The following is a 17,380-nucleotide window of genomic DNA, read 5'->3' on the forward strand; positions in this document are numbered from 1 at the left end:
GATGGCCGGCCTCCGGATAGCGTGTTCTAATTCATGCTTGCGTTTTTTCCCCGGCCGCCGCGATGCCCTTGTTCGAACCCGTCACGCTGCATACGTCCCGACTCGTCCTGCGTCCGCTTCGCGACACGGACGCTCACGCGTTCTTCGACCTCTGGTCCGATGCGCAGGCGATGCGCTATGCGTCGTTCGCGCCGCTCACGGATTGGCGGCAGGCCGCCGAGCGCGTCGCGCGCAACCTCGCAACGACCGCCAGCGGCCAGGATCTCGTCTGCGTGCTCGAAGCGCGGGACACCGGCGACGTGCTCGGCGAATGCGTGCTGTTTCATGCGCACGAGCAATGCCGGCGTGCGGAAATCGGCTTCAGCCTGCGGCGCCGCTACTGGCGCGGCGGCTATATGCGCGAGGCCGCGTCGGCGGTCGTCGAGCATGCGTTCGGCACGCTGAGCCTGAACCGCATCGAGGCCGACATCGATCCGCGGAATGTCGCATCGGCCGCGCTGCTCGAACGGCTCGGGTTCGTCAGGGAAGGCGTGCTGCGCGAACGCTGGATCGTCGGCGACGAGGTGTCGGACAGCGCGCTGTACGGGTTGCTCGCGCGCGATCGTCGCGGGTGATGCGGGTGACGCGGCGTGTCCCGTGCGAACGAATGACGCATCGGCATCGTTCCCGTGGTCGCGACGCAGGCGCGGCGGCCGATCCGGCTGGCGGCTTGCCGGATTGCCGTGTCGAACGTACGCTTTGCCTACACCCGACTCCATCAGCAGGTTACCGCCCATGCAAGCCCATCCTCTGCGTCTTTCCCCCGGCGACGATCTGCGCGCGTCGATCGAGCAGGCGTTGCGTCGACTCGACGCGCATGCAGCATTCGTGATCCAGGGCATCGGCAGCCTGAACGTCGCGCAGCTGCGCTATGCCGGCGTCGCTGCGCCGACCGAGCTGCGTGGGGATCTCGAGATCCTCACGCTAGCCGGTTCGGTCTCGCCGGACGGCGCGCACCTGCACATGGCGGTGTCCGACGCGCACGGCCGCGTCTCGGGCGGCCACGTCGCGAGCGGCTGCGTGGTGCGCACGACCGCCGAGATCCTGCTCGTATCGTTGCCCGCGCATCGTTTTTCCCGCGAGCACGATGCGCTCACCGGGTTCAACGAGCTGGTGGTCCGTCCGGCGAAAGACTGAGATCGCGCGGACCGAGCCGTTCACGATCGTGCGTCCATCGCAACGGCGCACGACCGGCGGCGACGATTCAACGGGCCGTCTTGCCGACCACATGGCGCCGGCAATGTTCGAGATACGCCTCTTCGTGTGCGACCATCAGTTCGATGATGCTTCGCCACAGCCATGACGGCGCGTCGGCCGTCTTCGGGTGCTGGCGCCGCAACTCGCTGCGCCACGCGCGTTGCGTCGTGTGGTCCATCTGCGCGGCATGCGCGCTGCCGATCACCAGCGCCAGATAGCGCGCGACTTTGACCGCATCGGCCTCCGACATCCGTTCCGCGTCCAGTTTCAGATCCTGCGGCATCAATTCGCGTATGACGACGGGGCATCCGTCGAGGCGTGCCGCGCACATCCGGCTGCCCAGCATCGGCGATACGTGCCGCGCGCCTTCGAGCACCCGTTGCGCGGGATCGCGCGGCATGCGCACGCCGGGATCCTTCGGGGCCTTCGCCGCCGCGGCCTCCTTGATGTCGATCAGATACGGCGGATGGCCGTCGGAACACGCGTCGTCGATATCGAGCATGACCGCGAAGCGGCGCCGTCCGAGCGAGCTGCATCCCTTTACCCAGAAGGCGGCGTCGAGCACCTTCATCCTCGCGTCGCGGTGTGGCGCGCGGCTGAGTGCCGCGCCGATCGGTGAATCCAGCGTGGATTCGAACAGCGCGTGGATGGCGCTCCGCTCGCGCTCGGACAACGGCCAGAAGCGTTTGCCGAGCGGAATGCGCGGCGTGACGTTCTGGATCGTCTGCCGGTCGAGCTTGCGCCACGATCGGTGCAGCGCCGCCTTCATCGCGATCTTGATCGCGGTTGGGCGTTGCAGGTGACCGGTTTCGGCGCGGTGCCGGCTGTCGAACGCCTGCTCGTATCCGGCGATGAGCGCTTCGACCATCCGCCACGTGATGATGCCGGGCAGATCGGAGCTGCGCGCCGCGGTCGCGAGCGAGAAGCCGAGACGCAGCAGGTCGTGTACGGGATTGCCGATCACGCTCTGGTCGAGATCGCGGATCTGCACGGCAACCTCGCCCGTCTTCGCCGCGACAGGCCCCAGATTGCCGAGATGGCAGTCGCCGCCGATCCACACCGCGGGGCCGTCGGGCAGGGTGCCGGAGCGATGGTCGGCGAGCCATGCGTAGAAGCGCTCGGCGCTGCCGCGCGTATACGTGTGTATCGAGCGCGCCATCTTGCGGCTGCGCAGGCGCGCGAGAATCTGTGCGCGCTGGTCGCTGGACGGCAGCCGTGCCGATCCCGATGCTTCCTTCGCCACGATGCGTTCTCCTTCTGTTCCGCGGCATGCGTCGCCGGTGCGTGTGCCGGCTCGCGTGACGTCGGTGTATCCGGCGCCGCGCCGGCCGGCGCGGCTCCACCTGCTCAACCCGGTACGAACACGCCCAACGCCGCGACCGCCATCGCGAACGTCGCGAGCCAGCCGCCCCAGGCCAGCAGGCCGGTGATCGCGAACTTGCCCATGATGCGCGTGCTGTGGGCCATCAGCATCATCACGACCATGATTGGCACGGCGGTCACGCCGTTGATGACCGCACTCCAGTAGAGCGCGCGGATCGGGTCGAAATGCATGAACGTGATCGCGACGCCGCCGATGATCGCCAGTGCGATGACCGCATAGAACTCGCGCGCGACGCCGAATTGCAGCGCGAGGCTGTTGCGCCAGCGGAAGGTGCCCGCGGCCGCATAGGCGGCCGATCCCGCGAGGACCGGCAGCGCCAGCAGGCCGGTGCCGATGATCCCGAGCGCGAACAGCACGTACGCGAAGTGCCCGCCGATCGGCTCGAGCGCCCGCGCGGCATCCGCCGACGTCTTCACGTCGATGTGGTGCAGGTTCAGCGTGGCCGCGGCCGTCAGCGTGATGAAGAACGCGATGACGTTCGACACGCCCATCCCGACCCACGTATCGAAGTTGATCCGGCGCAGCTGCGCGGGGGCCTGGTGAGGCGCGTGCCGCAACGACTGCTGGTTCGGCACCGCGCGCAACTCCTCGACTTCCTGCGATGCCTGCCAGAAGAACAGGTACGGGCTGATCGTGGTGCCGAGCACGGCGATGACCGTGGTCAGGTAGGCGGCGGACAACTGGACGCGCGGCAACACGAGCGCACGGCCCACCTCGCCCCACGGGACGGGCACGATGAGCGCCACGGCGACGTAGGCGAGCAGGATCAGCGCGGTCCATTTGAGCAGGCGCGCGTAGCGGTCGTACGGCACGAGGATCTGCAGCAGGGCCGATGCGCCGCCGAGGCACACGACGTAGAGTTCTTGCGGGCCGTGCAGCAGCAGCTTGACCGCCGCGCCCATCGCCGACAGGTCGGCCGCGATGTTGATCACGTTCGCGACGATCAGCAGCACGACGGTGACGTAGAGCAGCCACGGCGGATAGTGCGTGCGCATGTTCGACGCGAGGCCCTTGCCCGTCACGCGGCCGATGCGCGCGCTGACCAGCTGGATCGCCGTCATCAGCGGATACGTCAGCAAGAGCGCCCACAGCAATTCGAAGCCGAACTGCGCGCCCGCCTGCGAGTACGTGCCGATGCCGGACGGATCGTCGTCCGCGGCACCGGTGACGAGGCCCGGCCCGAGGCGGCGGAGCCACGTTGCGGCACGCGGACGCTGCTCCGCGGAATCGAGGGACTCGTTGTCGTTCATGATCGCGACTCGTGGGGAGGGGGCAATCGAGTCGCAATTGGCATGCCCAGGAGGAAGGGGCGGCTGGGGCGGGCGGGTTACGGGATGCGGCCGCCAGACGCGGTGCAACCGAACGCAACTTGACGCGATGGAAAACCCGCTCGGCTAACGGGCGGGAAGCGGCGGTACGGCAGGGAGCGCACGACGTGCTCGCGTGCTCGTGACGGGGGGAACCCGAACCCAGTTGGAGAAGCGACGGACGGTGCCGAGCGATTCGCGCAAGTCGCTATCGCTGCGACGTGCGTGACGTGTCGCGGCGAACGCTCATCGGTCGCCGCGATCGTCGGATGGTTGGCGTATTCGTACTGCCGCTGCCGGCGAGCCAATGCCGCCGGTGGCAAGCGAAAGAACCTCGGAAGGCGCCACGGATCACAGTTGGTGCTCAGGCGCCGCGACACGCATGCGACCGGCGCGGCGCCCGGTCGGCCTCAACGGGCCGCCACCGCGACGTCCTGATTGCCGCGCCCGGACACGAGGCAGCTCGACATGAACGCTTCGCTCTGGCTGTCGGCCGCCGCGCTGCCGAAGCCCTTGCCGAGCGCGGCGTATTTCACCTGCTCGGCGCCCTGCGAGCAGGCGGTCGGGCTGGCGTCGCGGCCTTGCGCATGCAGCAGCGCGCGATCGCCGATCAGATAGACCAGCAGCGCGAAAAAAGCGATGTGTACGACTCGTCTCATGGTTCGTCTCCTCGTCGCTCAAGCGTAACGCGGAGACGTTTCTCGAAGCACTTGGGGCTTCCCCCGGTAAACGTCTGCAGAAATGGCGACGAGCCCGGCTGATCGCGTCCCGTTTTTACCGTGCGGACGACGAAAAGGCACGTTGGCCGCCCGCATCGCCGCGCGATTGACGCGACTTTGACGAATGTCAGACGGCGGGCAGGGCGAGACGGTCGTGCCGACGGTCACGGCGATAGCATGAATACATGTTTCAACGGAACGCGATGCGCGGCAGGCGATGGGCGCCGCGGCTCCGAATGCAGCGGGTACGTATTGAACATCGCTATCGAATTAGTGAGGAATCCAAATGCTTAACGTATCGTCCGTCCTGATCAGTCTCGCGCCGATGTGGGCGATTCTGCTGGTTGCATCGTCCGCCGCGACCTATCTCGTGTTCTGGCGCAAGGTCATCAAGTAAGCGGCGAGCGCCGCACCGCGTGCCGCTTATCTGACCGCCGTCACCGGCACGTTCGAAATCCGCACGAGGCGGCCCATCATGCTGCGACCGAACATCGACAGCATCTGATGAAACGGATCGTGCCGCGGCGCGACCACGACGATTTCGTCGCAGCCCGTCTCGGCCGCAACGGCCGCGATCGTGTCGGCCACCGGCCCGACCTTCTTCACGACGCTGTATCGGACGCCGGCTTCCCGCAGCACCCGCTCGGCCGTCGCCAGATCGTCGCACGCGAACTGGTCCTCGATCGAGCGCAGTCGCGACAGCGAGTGAAATGCCTCGAGCCGCGTCGCTTCGAGCGGCGGCTGGACGTTGATCAGCACGATTTCCGACGCGCAGCGTTCGCGATACAGGAAGGTCGCATGGCGGACCGCCTGCAGCGAACGCGGCGAATGGCCGACCGGAACCAGCAGTTTGAGCATGGAAGATGCTCCGGAATCGAGATGTTTGCAGCGTAGCGCGGCGCCGGATCGACCGACCTAAAGAGATCGGGCGGCCGCGTAAAAATGTCGTCAACGTCCGCCGCGCCTATTAGAAATATAAGAAATTTAAGTTTATGCGCATAAACGTTTTCACCGACCGGCCGGGCGGCGGCGCGGGGCGGGCCGCGCCGATTTAGTCGGATCCTCAATGAATCGCGGCGGAAAATATCGGAGGTCGGCGATCCGGCGTCGCGTAGAGTAGAGCGTCGGCCGCGGCGCGGCCTTCTCCCGGCTCCGGCGCCATCCCGGCCGTTCGGGACGGACCGCCGCCACGCCGCGGCCCGCCATTCCATTCCGATTCCAGGAGACCTCGCATGCCGCATGGCGCCCCGCAGCTTCTCGCACCCGCTTCCATCACCGTCGACCCGATCGTGCGCCTGTCGGCCGGCGAACTCGCGTCGGCGATCCGCGGCAAGGCGGTCTCGTGCGTCGAGACGATGCGTGCGTATCTCGATCACATCGAGCGCGTGAACGGCGCGGTGAACGCGTTGATTTCGCTGCGCGATCGCGCCACGCTGCTCGCCGAGGCGGCGGAGAAGGACGCGGCGCTCGCCCGCGGCGAGTACCACGGCTGGCTGCACGGGATGCCGCAGGCGCCGAAGGATCTCGCGATGACGAAAGGGCTGCGCACGACCTACGGCTCGCCGATCTTCCGCGATCACGTGCCGCAGGCCGATTCGGTCGGTGTCGGCCGGATGCGCGCGGCGGGCGCGATCTTCATCGGCAAGACCAACACGCCGGAGTTCGGCCTCGGCTCGCATACGTTCAACGAAATCCACGGCGCGACGCGCAATCCGTACGACCTGACGAAGAGCGCGGGCGGCAGCAGCGGCGGCACGGCGGCGGCGCTGGCCGCGCGCATGCTGCCGGTCGCGGACGGCAGCGACTTCGGCGGCTCGCTGCGCAATCCGGCCGCGTTCTGCAACATCTACGGCTTGCGTCCGTCGCAGGGCCGCGTGCCGCGCTGGCCGGGCGTCGACGTGTTCATGCAGCAGCTCGGCATCGAAGGGCCGATGGGCCGCACGGTCGGCGACGTCGCGCAGCTGCTCGCGATCCAGGCCGGCTACGACCCGAACGATCCGCTGTCGCTCGCGGAAGATCCGGCCGTGTTCGCGAAGCCGCTCGACACGGACCTGCGCGGCAAGCGCATCGCGTGGGTCGGCGACTGGAACGGCTATCTCGCGACCGAGCCGGGCGTGCTCGCGCAGTGCGAACAGGGCCTCGCGACGCTGCGCGAGATCGGCTGCGACGTCGATGCCGCGCTGCCGCCGTTCGCACCGGAGCGCATCTGGCGGCTATGGCTCGCGCATCGGCACCTGCTGTCCGGCGGCGGGCTGCTCGCGCACTATCGCGACCCGGCACGGCGTGCGCTGCTGAAGCCCGAGGCGATCTACGAGGTCGAAGGGCTGCTCGCGATGCAGGGGGCCGAGGTGTTCGACGCGAGCGTCGAGCGCACCGCGTGGCACCAGGCCGTGCTGGGCTTCTTCGATCGCTACGACTTCATCGCCGCGCCGACCGCGCAGGTGTTCCCGTTCGACGTCGAGCAGCGCTGGCCGCAGGAAATCGCGGGCCGCGCGATGGATACCTACCACCGCTGGATGGAAACGGTCGTGCCGTGGACGCTGGCCGGCTGCCCGGTGATCAGCGTGCCGGTGGGCTTCAACGACGCGGGGTTGCCGATGGGGATGCAGCTGATCGGCCGGCCGCGCGCGGATCTCGCCGTGCTGCAGCTCGCGCGCGGCTACGAGCAGGCGGCCGACTGGGTCGGCCGGCGGCTGCCGGGCTGGATGGCTGCGTAATGCGACGGCCGGCGGGCCGGTGACACACGCCGAACGCAAGTGACGAACCGGGCGGCCGCGTGCCGCCCGGTTCGTTTCCACACCTCGAAACGCGCCGGCTAATCCTGCCATTCGTGCGCCGGGCATCACGCTGTCGCACAACAGCGCCGGCCGACACCGGCGCAGCGCCGGCGCATACCGGGCGTCGCCGGGATTGCCGCGGTGCAGGAACGAATCGCGACGCCAGCCCGATATCGCGCGGCAAATCCGGATGAATCCGCGCGCCGGGCGACGGTCGTGCCGGGCGATTTCGTATCGATGTGTTTCAGTCGTTGCGGCGGCGCGCGGCGCGCTTCGACAATATCGGCCTCAAACAAATTCGGGCACGAGGGAAACACATGAAGCACATTCGCGCGACGGGCAAGCACCTGGCATCGGCGGGCATCGCCTTCGGCATCATGCTCGGCGTGAACGGCACCGCCCATGCACAACTCGACCTCCAGTCGATCGGCTCGGCGCTGCTCGGCGGCGGGCAACAGCAGGCCGCACCCGCGCAGGGCGGCGTCGCGCAGTTGATGCAGGCGTACGTTGGCGCGAACCAGCAGGTGCTGGTCGGCCAGTCGTCGCTCGCGTCGGCGATGGGGCTCACCGGCGCGGCCGGTCAGGCGCAGCAGGCCGCCGGCCTGCTCGGCGGCGGCAATGCGCTGACGCCGGCCGCGCTGTCGCAGATGGGCGGCGCGCAGCAGTCGGTGTCGCAGGCGCTCGGCCAGGCGTTCGCGAGCGGCGGGGCGTCGCACGGCCCGATCGACAAGCAGGCGTTCAGCAACGGCCTGGCGTCGCTCGGCCAGGGCCTGACGCAGTACTCGCAGCTGCAGTCGGGGCTCGGTAATCTCGGTTCGACCAGCGCGGCATCGCTGCTGCAGTCGGGCCTGAATCCGCAGAACATGCAGGCCGCGTCGTATATCGCGCAAAGCGCGCCGGGCCAGTTGCAGTCGCTCGCGTCGACGCTCAGCCAGGCCGTGCAGTTCGCGACGAGCCAGGGCATTACGGTGCCGTCGGTCGCGTCGTCCGCGCTGAAGCTGCTGCCGTAACGCGGCCGCACCCGCTACGGAGCCGGCAGCGCGCGCGGCGATCCGGGATGGCCCCGCGCAACATGGGGATATCGCTCGATGCTATCGTGGCGTGTTCCCCGTTACCGGTGCCGGTTCATGACTGACTCGTTCGACCTCTCGCGCTACTTCGCCCGCATCGGCTACGACGGCCCGGCCGAGCCGACGCTCGACGTGCTGCGACGGCTGCACCTGCTGCAGCCGCAGGCCATTCCGTTCGAAAATCTCAATCCGCTGACCGGCGCGCGCGTCGCGCTCGACCTGCCCGCGATCGTCGACAAGGTGGTCGGGCGCCGCCGCGGCGGCTACTGCTTCGAACTCAACAAGCTCTTCTACACCGCGCTCACGACGATCGGCTTTCGCGTGACGCCGCTGATCGCGCGCGTGCGCTGGATGCGGCCGCCCGAGCTCGTCACCGCGCAGACCCACATGCTGCTGCGCATTGATCTCGACGGCGCGGCGTGGCTCGCCGACATCGGCTTCGGCAGCGCGACGCTCACCGCGCCGCTGCGCTTCGTGCCGGGCGAGCGGCAGCTGACGCCGCATGGGGCGTTTCGCGTCGTCGACGCGCCGGTCGACGGCGAATTCGACATGCAGTTCCAGATCCCCGACGGCTGGCAGACGACTTACCGCTTTTCGCTGAAGCCGGCCGAGTGGATCGATTACGACGCCGCGAACTGGTTCACGTCGACCTATCCCGAGTCGATCTTCGTCAACGACCTGATCGCCTGCCGCGTGCTGCCGGACGGCCGCGCGGCACTGTTCAACACCGTGCTGACGCTGCGCGACGCGGCGGGCGCGGGGCGCACCGTCACGTTCGACGACGCGGCCGCGTGGGGCGCGTGCCTGCGCGACACGATCGGCATCGATACGACCGGCTTCGACCTCGACGCGTTGTTCGCGCGGGTGGCGGCGCGGGCGAACCCGATGTAATGCGTCGCGGGCCGCGACATGACCGTATGCAATCCCGCCGGCCGTGCGTGGCGCCTGCAGGCGCCGCACCAGCCGCGCGCATGAGGACGAGACGATGACCGACCTTCATCCGGACGCCCCTGACAGCACCGCCGCGCGCGTCGCGCTGTGGCGCGCGCTGCACGTCGAGCTCGATGCGCCGCCGCACGTGCTCGTGGACGAAACCGGACTGCGCCTGCTCGCGCCGGCGCCCGGCTGGCAGCAGCGCGGCGACATGGATCCGCAATTCACGCGGCCGTTTCGCGCGTCGATCGTCGCGCGGGCGCGCTTCATCGAGGATCTCGTCGTCGAGCAGGCCGCGCGGGGAGTGAGCCAGTACGTGATCCTCGGCGCGGGCCTCGACAGCTTCGCGCAGCGCCGGCCCGAGATGGCGTCGCGCCTGACCGTCTTCGAGGTCGATCCGCCCGCGCCGCAGGCGTGGAAGCGCCGCCGGCTGACCGAGCTCGGCTTCGGCGTGCCGGACTGGCTGCGGTTCGTGCCGGTCGATTTCGAAGCGAAGCAGTCGTGGCGCGACGCGCTCGTGCGCGCGGGCTTCGATGCAGGCAAGCCGGCGGTCGTCGTGTCCACCGGCGTCAGCATGTACCTGACGCGCGACGCGAACGCGGCGGCGCTGCGCGAAGTCGCGTCGCTCGCGCCGGGCTCGACGTTCGCGATGACGTTCCTGCTGCCGCTCGAGCATGCCGATCCGGACGTGCGCCCGGCGCTCGAAATGGCCGCGATGGGCGCGCGCGCGAGCGGCACGCCATTCATCAGCTTCTTCATGCCGGCGGAGATCCGCGCGCTCGCGACCGGGGCCGGCTTCGCGCGGGCCGAGCATGTGTCGGCCGCGGATCTCACGCGCCGCTACTTCGCCGATCGGACCGACGGCCTGCGCCCGCCGGACAACGCGGAAGAGCTGCTGGTCGCGACGGTGTGACGTCGCGACCTTCCATCACGCGCGTTCGAGCACGGCCATCTCGCGCACGATCACGAGCAGCACCGCGAGGCTTGCGCCGCCCGATGCGCGCAGGTCGGCGAGCAGGTGCTCGTAGCGTTGCAGCGCCGCTTCGCGGCGTTCGCGCCACGCGTGGACGATCGTCTCGGGCGCCGTCGAGTCGGCCGACTCCGCGAGCGCGCTGGTGGCGAGCGTGCGCTTGAGCCGCGCGACTTCCGCGAGCGCGGCCGCGCGCGCCAGCATGTCCCAGTGCGTCGGGGTCGGCAGCGAGGCCGCGCGTTCGCCGATCCACCCGTAGTTCAACAGCGTGCCGAGCGAGAAGTAGACGCCCGCGACCAGCTCGAGGCTGCGATCGCAGGTCGCGGCCACTTCGGCGATGTCGAGCAGCGCGGCCGAGATGTCGCCGCTCGCGACGCGTACCGCGAGCGCGCTCTCGACGCCGGCTTCGACCAGCGCGCGCTGCCGCTCGGACAGCGCCTCCAGATCGGCGGTTGGCAGCAACGACGGCAATTGCGGCGCGATGCGCTGCACCGCGTCGCGGCACCGCGCGATCAGGCCGGCGACACCGCCGTCGGCCACCGTGCCCGACTGCAGCTGCCGCAGGAACCACAGCGCCGCGCGCTCCAGCAGCCGCGCGACGTCGACGAACATGCGCGCCTGCACGTCGTCGGCGACGCGGTTGTCGAGCGCGTCGATGTCGCGCCACACCGCATCGAGATCGAACACGTCGCGCGCCATGATGCAGGCGCGTACGATGTCGCCCGGCTTCGCGTCGGTTTCCTCCATCAGCCGGTGCACGAACGCGCAGCCGACCCGGTTGACGAGCGCGTTGGTCAGGTGCGTCGCGAGAATCTCGCGGCGCAGCGGGTGGCGCTGCATCGGTTCGCTGAAGCGCTGTTGCAGCGGCTTCGGGAAATAGTCGACGAGCATCGCGGCGACGAGCGGATCCTCGGGCACGTCGGATTCGAGCAGCGCGTCGTACAGCCACATCTTGCTGTACGCGAGCAGCACCGCGCGCTCCGGCGACGTGAGGCCCTGTTTCGCGGCCTGCCGTTCGGCGATCTCGTCGTCGGTCGGCAGGAATTCGATCACGCGGTTCAGGCGGCCCGCGCGTTCGAGCCAGCGCATCAGGCGCGCCTCGGCGTCGAGCAGCTCGACGCCGTAGCGGCCCGCGATCGACAGCGCCTGCGTCTGGTAGTAGTTGTCGCGCAGCACGAGCAGCCCGACTTCGTCGGTCATTTCCGCGAGCAGGGCATTGCGCTGCTTCTCGGTCATCTCGCCGTCGCCGACGACGAGCCCGAGCAGGATCTTGATGTTGACTTCGTGATCCGAACAATCGACGCCGGCCGAGTTGTCGATCGCGTCGGTGTTGATGCGCCCGCCGCGCTGCGCGAACTCGATGCGGCCGAACTGCGTGCAGCCGAGGTTGCCGCCTTCGCCGACGACCTTGCAGCGCAGGTCCGCGCCGTTCACGCGTACCGCGTCGTTCGCGCGATCGCCGACCTGCTGGTGGGTTTCGCGCGCGGCCTTCACGTAGGTGCCGATGCCGCCGTTGTACAGCAGGTCGACCGGTGCCTGCAGGATCGCGCGGATCAGCTCGGTCGGCGGCAGCGCCTGCGCGTCGATGCCGAGCGCGGCCTGCACGGCCGGCGACAGCGGGATCGTCTTCGCGGTGCGCGGGTAGACGCCGCCGCCCGCCGAGATCACCGACGTGTCGTAGTCGGCCCAGCTCGAGCGTTCGAGCGCGAACATCCGCTGGCGCTCCGCGAAGCTCGTCGCCGGGTCGGGGTTCGGGTCGAGGAACACGTGGCGATGATCGAACGCCGCGACGAGCCGGATATGCGGCGACAGCAGCATCCCGTTGCCGAACACGTCGCCCGACATGTCGCCGACGCCGACCACCGTGAAGTCGGTCGTCTGCGTATCGATGCCCATCTCGCGGAAGTGCCGCTTCACCGATTCCCACGCGCCGCGCGCGGTGATCGCCATCTTCTTGTGGTCGTAGCCGACCGAGCCGCCGGACGCGAACGCGTCGTCGAGCCAGAAACCGTATTCGTGCGAGATCGCGTTCGCGTAGTCGGAGAAGGTGGCCGTGCCCTTGTCGGCCGCGACGACGAGATACGGATCGTCGGGGTCGTGGCGCACCACGTCGGGCGGCGGCACGATCACGTTGCCGGCGAGATTGTCGGTCAGGTCGAGCAGGCCGCGCAGGAAGGTCTGGTAGCACGCGATGCCTTCGCGCATCCACGCTTCGCGATCGCTCGGCGGCGGCGGGTTCTTCACGACGAACCCGCCTTTCGATCCGACCGGCACGATCACGACGTTCTTCACCATCTGCGCCTTCATCAGCCCGAGCACCTCGGTGCGGAAATCCTCGCGACGGTCGGACCAGCGCAGCCCGCCGCGCGCGACGCGCCCGCCGCGCAGGTGCACGCCCTCGACGCGCGGCGAGTACACCCAGATCTCGAACATCGGCTTCGGCTCGGGCAGGCCGGGCACCTTCGCCGGATTGAACTTGAACGACAGGTACGGCTTCGATTCGCCGTTCGCGTCGTGCAGGAAATAGTTGGTGCGCTCGGTCGCGTTGATCACGCCGAGAAACTGGCGCAGGATCCGGTCCTCGTCGAGGTTCGGCACCTGGTCGAGCGCCGTCTCGATCGCCTTCAGCAGGCGTTCGGCCTGCACGTCGCGCGTGCCGCCCGTGGCCGGGTCGAAGCGCACCAGGAACAGCTCGACGAGCTGCCGTGCGATCGCCGGGTTGCCGGTCAGCGCGCGTTCGATATAGGCGTCGCTGAACGTCGAGCCGACCTGCCGCAGGTATTTCGCATACGCGCGCAGGATCGTGACTTCGCGCGCGCTCAGGTGCGCGCGCAGCACGAGGCGGTTGAAGTCGTCGTTCTCGATCCGGCCGCTCCAGATCCGGTCGAACGCATCCTCGAACAGGCCTTTCACGCGCTCGATGTCGAACTCGGTATCGTCGGCGAGTTCGAGGCCGAAGTCGTGCACCCAGGCGGGCGCGGCATCCTGCGTCTGGATCCGGTACGGCCGCTCCTCGTCGACGCGCACGCCGAGATGCTCGAGCATCGGCAGGCTGCGCGACAGCGCGATCGGGTCGCCCGCGCGATACACCTTGAAGCGGAACGCGCGCGCGTCGGCCTCGATCGGGCGGTACAGGTTCATCGCCAGCTGGCCCGACGCCTTCACGCGCTCGATCAGCTCGATGTCGCGCACGGCCGTGCGCGCCGGATAGTCGTCGCGATAGCCGGCCGGGAACGAGTCCGCATAGTGCTGCAGCAGGCGGTTGCCTTGTTCTTCGCCGAACGCGTCGAGCAGCGCGTCGGCGAGATCGTCCTGCCAGCGGCGTGCCACCTGCACGAGCCGCGTTTCGAGCTCGCGCGTGTCGACGTCGGGCATCGTGCCCGGTTCCGCATGGACGACGAAATGAATCCGCGCGATCGCCGATTCCGACAGCAGCGGCGTGAACTCGACGTTCACGCCGTTGTACGCATCGACGAGCAGCTTCGCGATGCGGCGGCGCAGGTCGGTGTTGTACTTGTCGCGCGGCACGAACGCGAGGCACGACACGAAGCGGTCGAAGCGGTCGCGCCGGACGAACAGGCGCGTGCGCTGGTGTTCCTGCAGGCGCAGGATGCCGAGCGCGATGTCGTAGAGCTGGTCTTCGTCGGCCTGGAACAGTTCGTCGCGCGGATAGGTTTCGAGCACCGTCACCAGCGACTTGCCGAGATGCCCCTTCGGCAGGAAGCCCGCGCGCCGCACGATGTTCGCGCATTTGCGGCGCACGATCGGTATCTCGGTGTACGAACCGAAATAGGACGTCGACGTGTAGAGTCCGATGAAGCGGCGTTCGCCGGTCACCTTGCCGTCGGCGCCGACCAGTTTCACGCCGACGTAGTCGAGATAGCCGGGCCGGTGCACGGTCGCGCGCGAGTTCGCTTTCGTCAGGAAGATCGGCCAGGGGCCGGTGATGATCTCCGCGGCGGCCGGCGGCAGCGGCGTCACGTCCGGCGCGCCGGGCGCGCGCAGCGATTCGCGCAGCAGGCCGCAGCCGGAGCCTTCGACGCCGCGCAGGCCGAAACCCGTGCCGTCCGACACGAGCGCGTAGTCGCGCTGGCCGAGGAAGGTGAAGTGGTCGGCGACCATCCATTCGAGGAACGCGCGCGCCTCGATGTCTTCCGCGGTGGATTCGCGGGCCTTCATGTCCTTGATCGTCGCGCGCGCGATGTCGACGATCTTCGGCCAGTCCTCGACCGATGCGCGCACGTCGCCGAGCACGCGCGCGATGTCGTTGCGCAGCGTGTTGAGCAGCGCGGCGTCGCCGCAGCGGTCGACTTCGAAGTGGATGAACGACGCGAGCTGCGACTGGCCGTCGCCGGCCGTCGCGCCGCCGGCGTCGACGCGCTCGATCGCGCCGTCGCCGCCGCGCCAGATGCGGAACACCGGGTGCAGCGCCGAGTGCAGCGCGAGCCCGAGGCGGTTGACGGCCATCGTCACCGAATCGACGAGGAACGGCATGTCGTCGTTGACGATCTCGATCACCGTGTGGTCGGAGTGCCAGCCGTGCTGTTCGAGGATCGGGTTGTACACGCGCAGCCGCTCGCTGCCGGGCACGAATTTCTGGGCGGTCTGCCAGTGCGCCATCGCGGCGCCGTAGAGGTCAGCGATGCCGCGATTCTGCAGATCATCGGCGTCGACGAAATCGTAGTAATGACGCAGGAACGGTTCGACGATCCGGAACGTGGCTTCGGGCAGGCGTCCGCGCGCGAATTCGACGACATCGGAGAGCAGGTGTGCGACGACTTCTTCGTTCTTCGCTTCCATGGCGGTCTCCTGGTCGGGTGGCCATTGGCTGCTGCGTCAGTGCCGCATTATATGCGCCGATTGCGTGACAACGCGATGTGCGGGCGCACAACGCGGCGCAGGGAACGAAGGCCGCGTGAAACGCCGGTAGCTGGCGTCGCGCGGGCGAGTCAGGCGAGGCCGGCGGCTTCACGTCGAGCCGCATCGTGCGGCGCATTCGTCCGGATGTCACCGCAACTCGAACGCCTGTCGCCAGGCAGGTTCCGCCACCGCTGAACGCAGCGGTGTCAGCGTTCGTCGCTCCACAGCTTGCCGCCCGTCGCCCAGTTCTCTTTCTTCACGTCGGCGAGGATGATGTCGACCGAGCCCGGGTCGCAGCCGAGCGTCTCGCATGTGACGCGCGTGATCGCTTCGACGAATGCGCGTTTCTGCTCGACCGTGCGGCCTTCGAACAACTGGATATTGAAAGTCGGCATGACTGGATGCTCCGATGGTTGGGGTAGGGAAGTCGGGACGCGAGCGGCGTCAGTCGCGATACGACGGATCGATCCGGTCGAGGCGGCGCAGCAGCGCCGGCCATTCCAGTTCGCCCTCGATCGCGCCGCCGTCGCGCAACTGCGCGGCGGTGCGCTCGGCGACGGCCGGCTCGGGCAGCACGAGCGGCCCGCCGCCTGCCTGCGCGCGCACCTGGATGTCGCAGGCCTTGATCAGCGTATCCATCAGCACATATGCCTCGGCGACGGTCCGGCCGACCGTCAGCGTGCCATGGTTGCGCAGCAGCATCGCGGATTTCGCGCCGAGGCTGGCGGTCAGCCGCGTGCCTTCGGCCGGCGAGAACGCGAGCGCCTCGTAGTCGTGGTACGCGAGGTCGCCGTGAAACCGCAGCGCGTGCTGCGACGCGGGCAGCAGCCCGTCGCGCTGGATCGAGACGGCGATGCCGGCCGTATTGTGCAGGTGCATCACGCAGACGGCGTCCGGCCGCGCGGCATGCACGGCCGCGTGCAGTGCAAAGCCGGTTACGTTGACTGCGTATTCGCTCTCGCCGATCCGGTTGCCGGCCAGGTCGATCTTCACGAGATTCGATGCGCGAACCTCGTCGAACGCGAGGCCGAACGGGTTGATCAGGAAATGCCCGGGTTCGCCGGGCACGGTCGCGGAAAGATGCGTGTAGATCAGGTCGTCCCAGCCGTTCAGCGCGATGAGGCGATAGGCGGCGGCGAGATCGACGCGCAATCGGCGCTCGGCGTCCGAGATCGGGCCGCCGGGCTTCACGGTGTCAGGACGGTGTGCGAATGACGACATCGGGTTCTCCGAGGGTGAAGCGGCGCGCGACGATCACCGTGATCCATGCAGCGATCGCAAACGGGGCCGTGAACGCGGGGAGGCCCGCGCGCGTCGCGAGCCACTGGATCAGCGCGGCGAGCGCGGCGGCCGCGAACGCCGCGCGCGGCCCGCGCGGCATCAGCGCGAGTGCGGCGAGCGCGCCGTTGAAGCCGAGCAGGCCGTCGGCGAACGACGCGCCGTTCGCGCCGGCCGCGATCAGCAGCACGGTCGACACGATCGTGCCGCCGAGCGCGAACGCGGCCGCGCGGCGCGACGCGACGGCGAGGCCGGCGACGACCAGCGCGCCGGCCCACGGGCCTTGCGCAAAGGTGGTTTGCGCGACGCCCGACAGCAGCGCGTCGGCGATGGAAGGAAGCGTCAGCGGCGCACCGGCTGTCGCGTCGCCCGCATGCTGCGGCGCGACAAACGGCAGCCACAGCGCGGTGACGGCGAGGCACGGGCTCGAATACGGGCACTGGCGCCAGCGGGCGAGCGGCACACGCATCGCGCGCTGCACGAGCGCCGCGCCGATCGCGACCAGCGGTACCAGCGCGACGGCGGCGGGCGAAGCGGGCGCGAACAGCACGGCGATCAGCGCGGCGAGCGCGCCGTTGAAGCCGTGCAGTCCCTGTTCGACGTCGCGGCGCTCGGCACCCGTCAGCACCGCCGTCATGCTGGCGGCGGCCGAGCCGACCAGCGCCGCGGACGCGAGCCGCAGGTCGGTCAGCGCCAGCGCGGCGAGCAGCAGCGCGCCGGTGACGGCATGCGCCTGCAGCACGATCTGCCCGATGCCGCGCAGCAGGATGCGCAGGTCGATCGACGGCGAGATGGGGCGGGCGGTAGGCATGGCGGCGGTGGAGCAGGACGAGCCGCGAGCATAGG

Annotated in this window: 14 protein-coding genes; 6 read left to right on the plus strand and 8 right to left on the minus strand. The window is 69.1% G+C overall.

From position 1 onward, the window contains the following. Positions 1-62: 62 nt before the first annotated feature. Positions 63-614 carry a GNAT family N-acetyltransferase gene (locus tag NQV17_RS05255; RefSeq protein WP_257769681.1) on the plus strand — a complete coding sequence of 184 codons (552 nt, stop codon included), beginning with the start codon at positions 63-65 and terminating at the stop codon, positions 612-614. Positions 615-774: 160 nt separating this feature from the next. After that, complete coding sequence (locus NQV17_RS05260) at positions 775-1,176, plus strand: PPC domain-containing DNA-binding protein (RefSeq protein ID WP_124520778.1); 402 nt, start codon at positions 775-777, stop codon at positions 1,174-1,176. Positions 1,177-1,243: 67 nt separating this feature from the next. On the opposite strand, the gene NQV17_RS05265 is transcribed toward NQV17_RS05260, so the two are convergent. From NQV17_RS05265 to NQV17_RS05280, 4 genes are all read right to left on the minus strand, one after another. After that, complete coding sequence (locus NQV17_RS05265; RefSeq protein WP_257769684.1) at positions 1,244-2,479, minus strand: DUF2252 domain-containing protein; 1,236 nt, start codon at positions 2,477-2,479, stop codon at positions 1,244-1,246. A gap of 104 nt (positions 2,480-2,583) precedes the next feature. Then, positions 2,584-3,870: an Nramp family divalent metal transporter gene (locus NQV17_RS05270; RefSeq protein WP_257769696.1), complete on the minus strand. Its 1,287-nt coding sequence runs from the start codon at positions 3,868-3,870 to the stop codon at positions 2,584-2,586. 467 nt (positions 3,871-4,337) lie between these two features. Next, positions 4,338-4,586, minus strand: a complete 249-nt coding sequence (locus tag NQV17_RS05275) for an adhesin (RefSeq protein ID WP_124520772.1) — start codon at positions 4,584-4,586, stop codon at positions 4,338-4,340. Positions 4,587-5,069: 483 nt separating this feature from the next. Next, a complete protein-coding gene (locus NQV17_RS05280) occupies positions 5,070-5,504 on the minus strand; it encodes a universal stress protein (RefSeq protein ID WP_044843188.1) in 435 nt (144 codons plus the stop codon). A gap of 374 nt (positions 5,505-5,878) precedes the next feature. On the opposite strand from NQV17_RS05280, the gene NQV17_RS05285 reads away from it, so the two are divergent. The 4 genes from NQV17_RS05285 (at position 5,879) to NQV17_RS05300 (ending at position 10,339) form a co-directional block, all read left to right on the plus strand. Continuing rightward, entirely contained in the window at positions 5,879-7,363 is a 1,485-nt protein-coding gene (locus NQV17_RS05285) for an amidase (protein WP_257769699.1), read from the plus strand. A 377-nt stretch (positions 7,364-7,740) separates the two neighbouring features. Beyond that, complete coding sequence (locus tag NQV17_RS05290; RefSeq protein ID WP_257769710.1) at positions 7,741-8,433, plus strand: hypothetical protein; 693 nt, start codon at positions 7,741-7,743, stop codon at positions 8,431-8,433. A gap of 117 nt (positions 8,434-8,550) precedes the next feature. After that, positions 8,551-9,384, plus strand: coding sequence for an arylamine N-acetyltransferase (locus NQV17_RS05295; RefSeq protein ID WP_044843191.1), 834 nt, complete (start codon positions 8,551-8,553; stop codon positions 9,382-9,384). Positions 9,385-9,478: 94 nt separating this feature from the next. After that, positions 9,479-10,339 carry a class I SAM-dependent methyltransferase gene (locus NQV17_RS05300; RefSeq protein ID WP_257769712.1) on the plus strand — a complete coding sequence of 287 codons (861 nt, stop codon included), beginning with the start codon at positions 9,479-9,481 and terminating at the stop codon, positions 10,337-10,339. 15 nt (positions 10,340-10,354) lie between these two features. Here the strand turns inward: NQV17_RS05300 and NQV17_RS05305 are convergent, their stop codons facing one another. The 4 genes from NQV17_RS05305 to NQV17_RS05320 all read right to left on the minus strand — a co-directional run bounded on the left by NQV17_RS05305 (position 10,355) and on the right by NQV17_RS05320 (position 17,345). Further along, the gene (locus NQV17_RS05305) at positions 10,355-15,196 is read right to left on the minus strand and encodes an NAD-glutamate dehydrogenase (protein WP_257769724.1); all 4,842 of its coding nucleotides are present in this window, start codon (positions 15,194-15,196) and stop codon (positions 10,355-10,357) included. Positions 15,197-15,462: 266 nt separating this feature from the next. Then, on the minus strand, positions 15,463-15,651 hold the full coding sequence (locus NQV17_RS05310) for a 4-oxalocrotonate tautomerase (RefSeq protein WP_044843193.1): 189 nt from the start codon (positions 15,649-15,651) through the stop codon (positions 15,463-15,465). Positions 15,652-15,700: 49 nt separating this feature from the next. Next, a complete protein-coding gene (locus NQV17_RS05315) occupies positions 15,701-16,477 on the minus strand; it encodes a class II aldolase/adducin family protein (protein WP_257769727.1) in 777 nt (258 codons plus the stop codon). Continuing rightward, on the minus strand, positions 16,452-17,345 hold the full coding sequence (locus tag NQV17_RS05320; RefSeq protein WP_257769729.1) for an urea transporter: 894 nt from the start codon (positions 17,343-17,345) through the stop codon (positions 16,452-16,454). The genes NQV17_RS05315 and NQV17_RS05320 overlap by 26 nt, the downstream gene beginning before the upstream one ends. Between the last annotated feature and the right edge of the window lie 35 nt (positions 17,346-17,380).

Origin of the sequence: Burkholderia sp. SCN-KJ, assembly GCF_024656005.1 — a bacterium.
In the GTDB taxonomy this organism is placed as follows: Bacteria; Pseudomonadota; Gammaproteobacteria; order Burkholderiales; family Burkholderiaceae; genus Burkholderia.

Excerpts from the sequence above, each read along its gene's own strand:
- NQV17_RS05300 (WP_257769712.1), top strand. The coding sequence starts at position 9,479 with ATGACCGACCTTCATCCGGACGCCCCTGACAGCACCGCCGCGCGCGTC.
- NQV17_RS05285 (WP_257769699.1), top strand. The coding sequence starts at position 5,879 with ATGCCGCATGGCGCCCCGCAGCTTCTCGCACCCGCTTCCATCACCGTC.
- NQV17_RS05280 (WP_044843188.1), bottom strand. The coding sequence starts at position 5,504 with ATGCTCAAACTGCTGGTTCCGGTCGGCCATTCGCCGCGTTCGCTGCAG.
- NQV17_RS05290 (WP_257769710.1), top strand. The coding sequence starts at position 7,741 with ATGAAGCACATTCGCGCGACGGGCAAGCACCTGGCATCGGCGGGCATC.
- NQV17_RS05260 (WP_124520778.1), top strand. The coding sequence starts at position 775 with ATGCAAGCCCATCCTCTGCGTCTTTCCCCCGGCGACGATCTGCGCGCG.
- NQV17_RS05320 (WP_257769729.1), bottom strand. The coding sequence starts at position 17,345 with ATGCCTACCGCCCGCCCCATCTCGCCGTCGATCGACCTGCGCATCCTG.
- NQV17_RS05275 (WP_124520772.1), bottom strand. The coding sequence starts at position 4,586 with ATGAGACGAGTCGTACACATCGCTTTTTTCGCGCTGCTGGTCTATCTG.
- NQV17_RS05270 (WP_257769696.1), bottom strand. The coding sequence starts at position 3,870 with ATGAACGACAACGAGTCCCTCGATTCCGCGGAGCAGCGTCCGCGTGCC.
- NQV17_RS05310 (WP_044843193.1), bottom strand. The coding sequence starts at position 15,651 with ATGCCGACTTTCAATATCCAGTTGTTCGAAGGCCGCACGGTCGAGCAG.
- NQV17_RS05295 (WP_044843191.1), top strand. The coding sequence starts at position 8,551 with ATGACTGACTCGTTCGACCTCTCGCGCTACTTCGCCCGCATCGGCTAC.
- NQV17_RS05315 (WP_257769727.1), bottom strand. The coding sequence starts at position 16,477 with ATGTCGTCATTCGCACACCGTCCTGACACCGTGAAGCCCGGCGGCCCG.
- NQV17_RS05305 (WP_257769724.1), bottom strand. The coding sequence starts at position 15,196 with ATGGAAGCGAAGAACGAAGAAGTCGTCGCACACCTGCTCTCCGATGTC.
- NQV17_RS05255 (WP_257769681.1), top strand. The coding sequence starts at position 63 with ATGCCCTTGTTCGAACCCGTCACGCTGCATACGTCCCGACTCGTCCTG.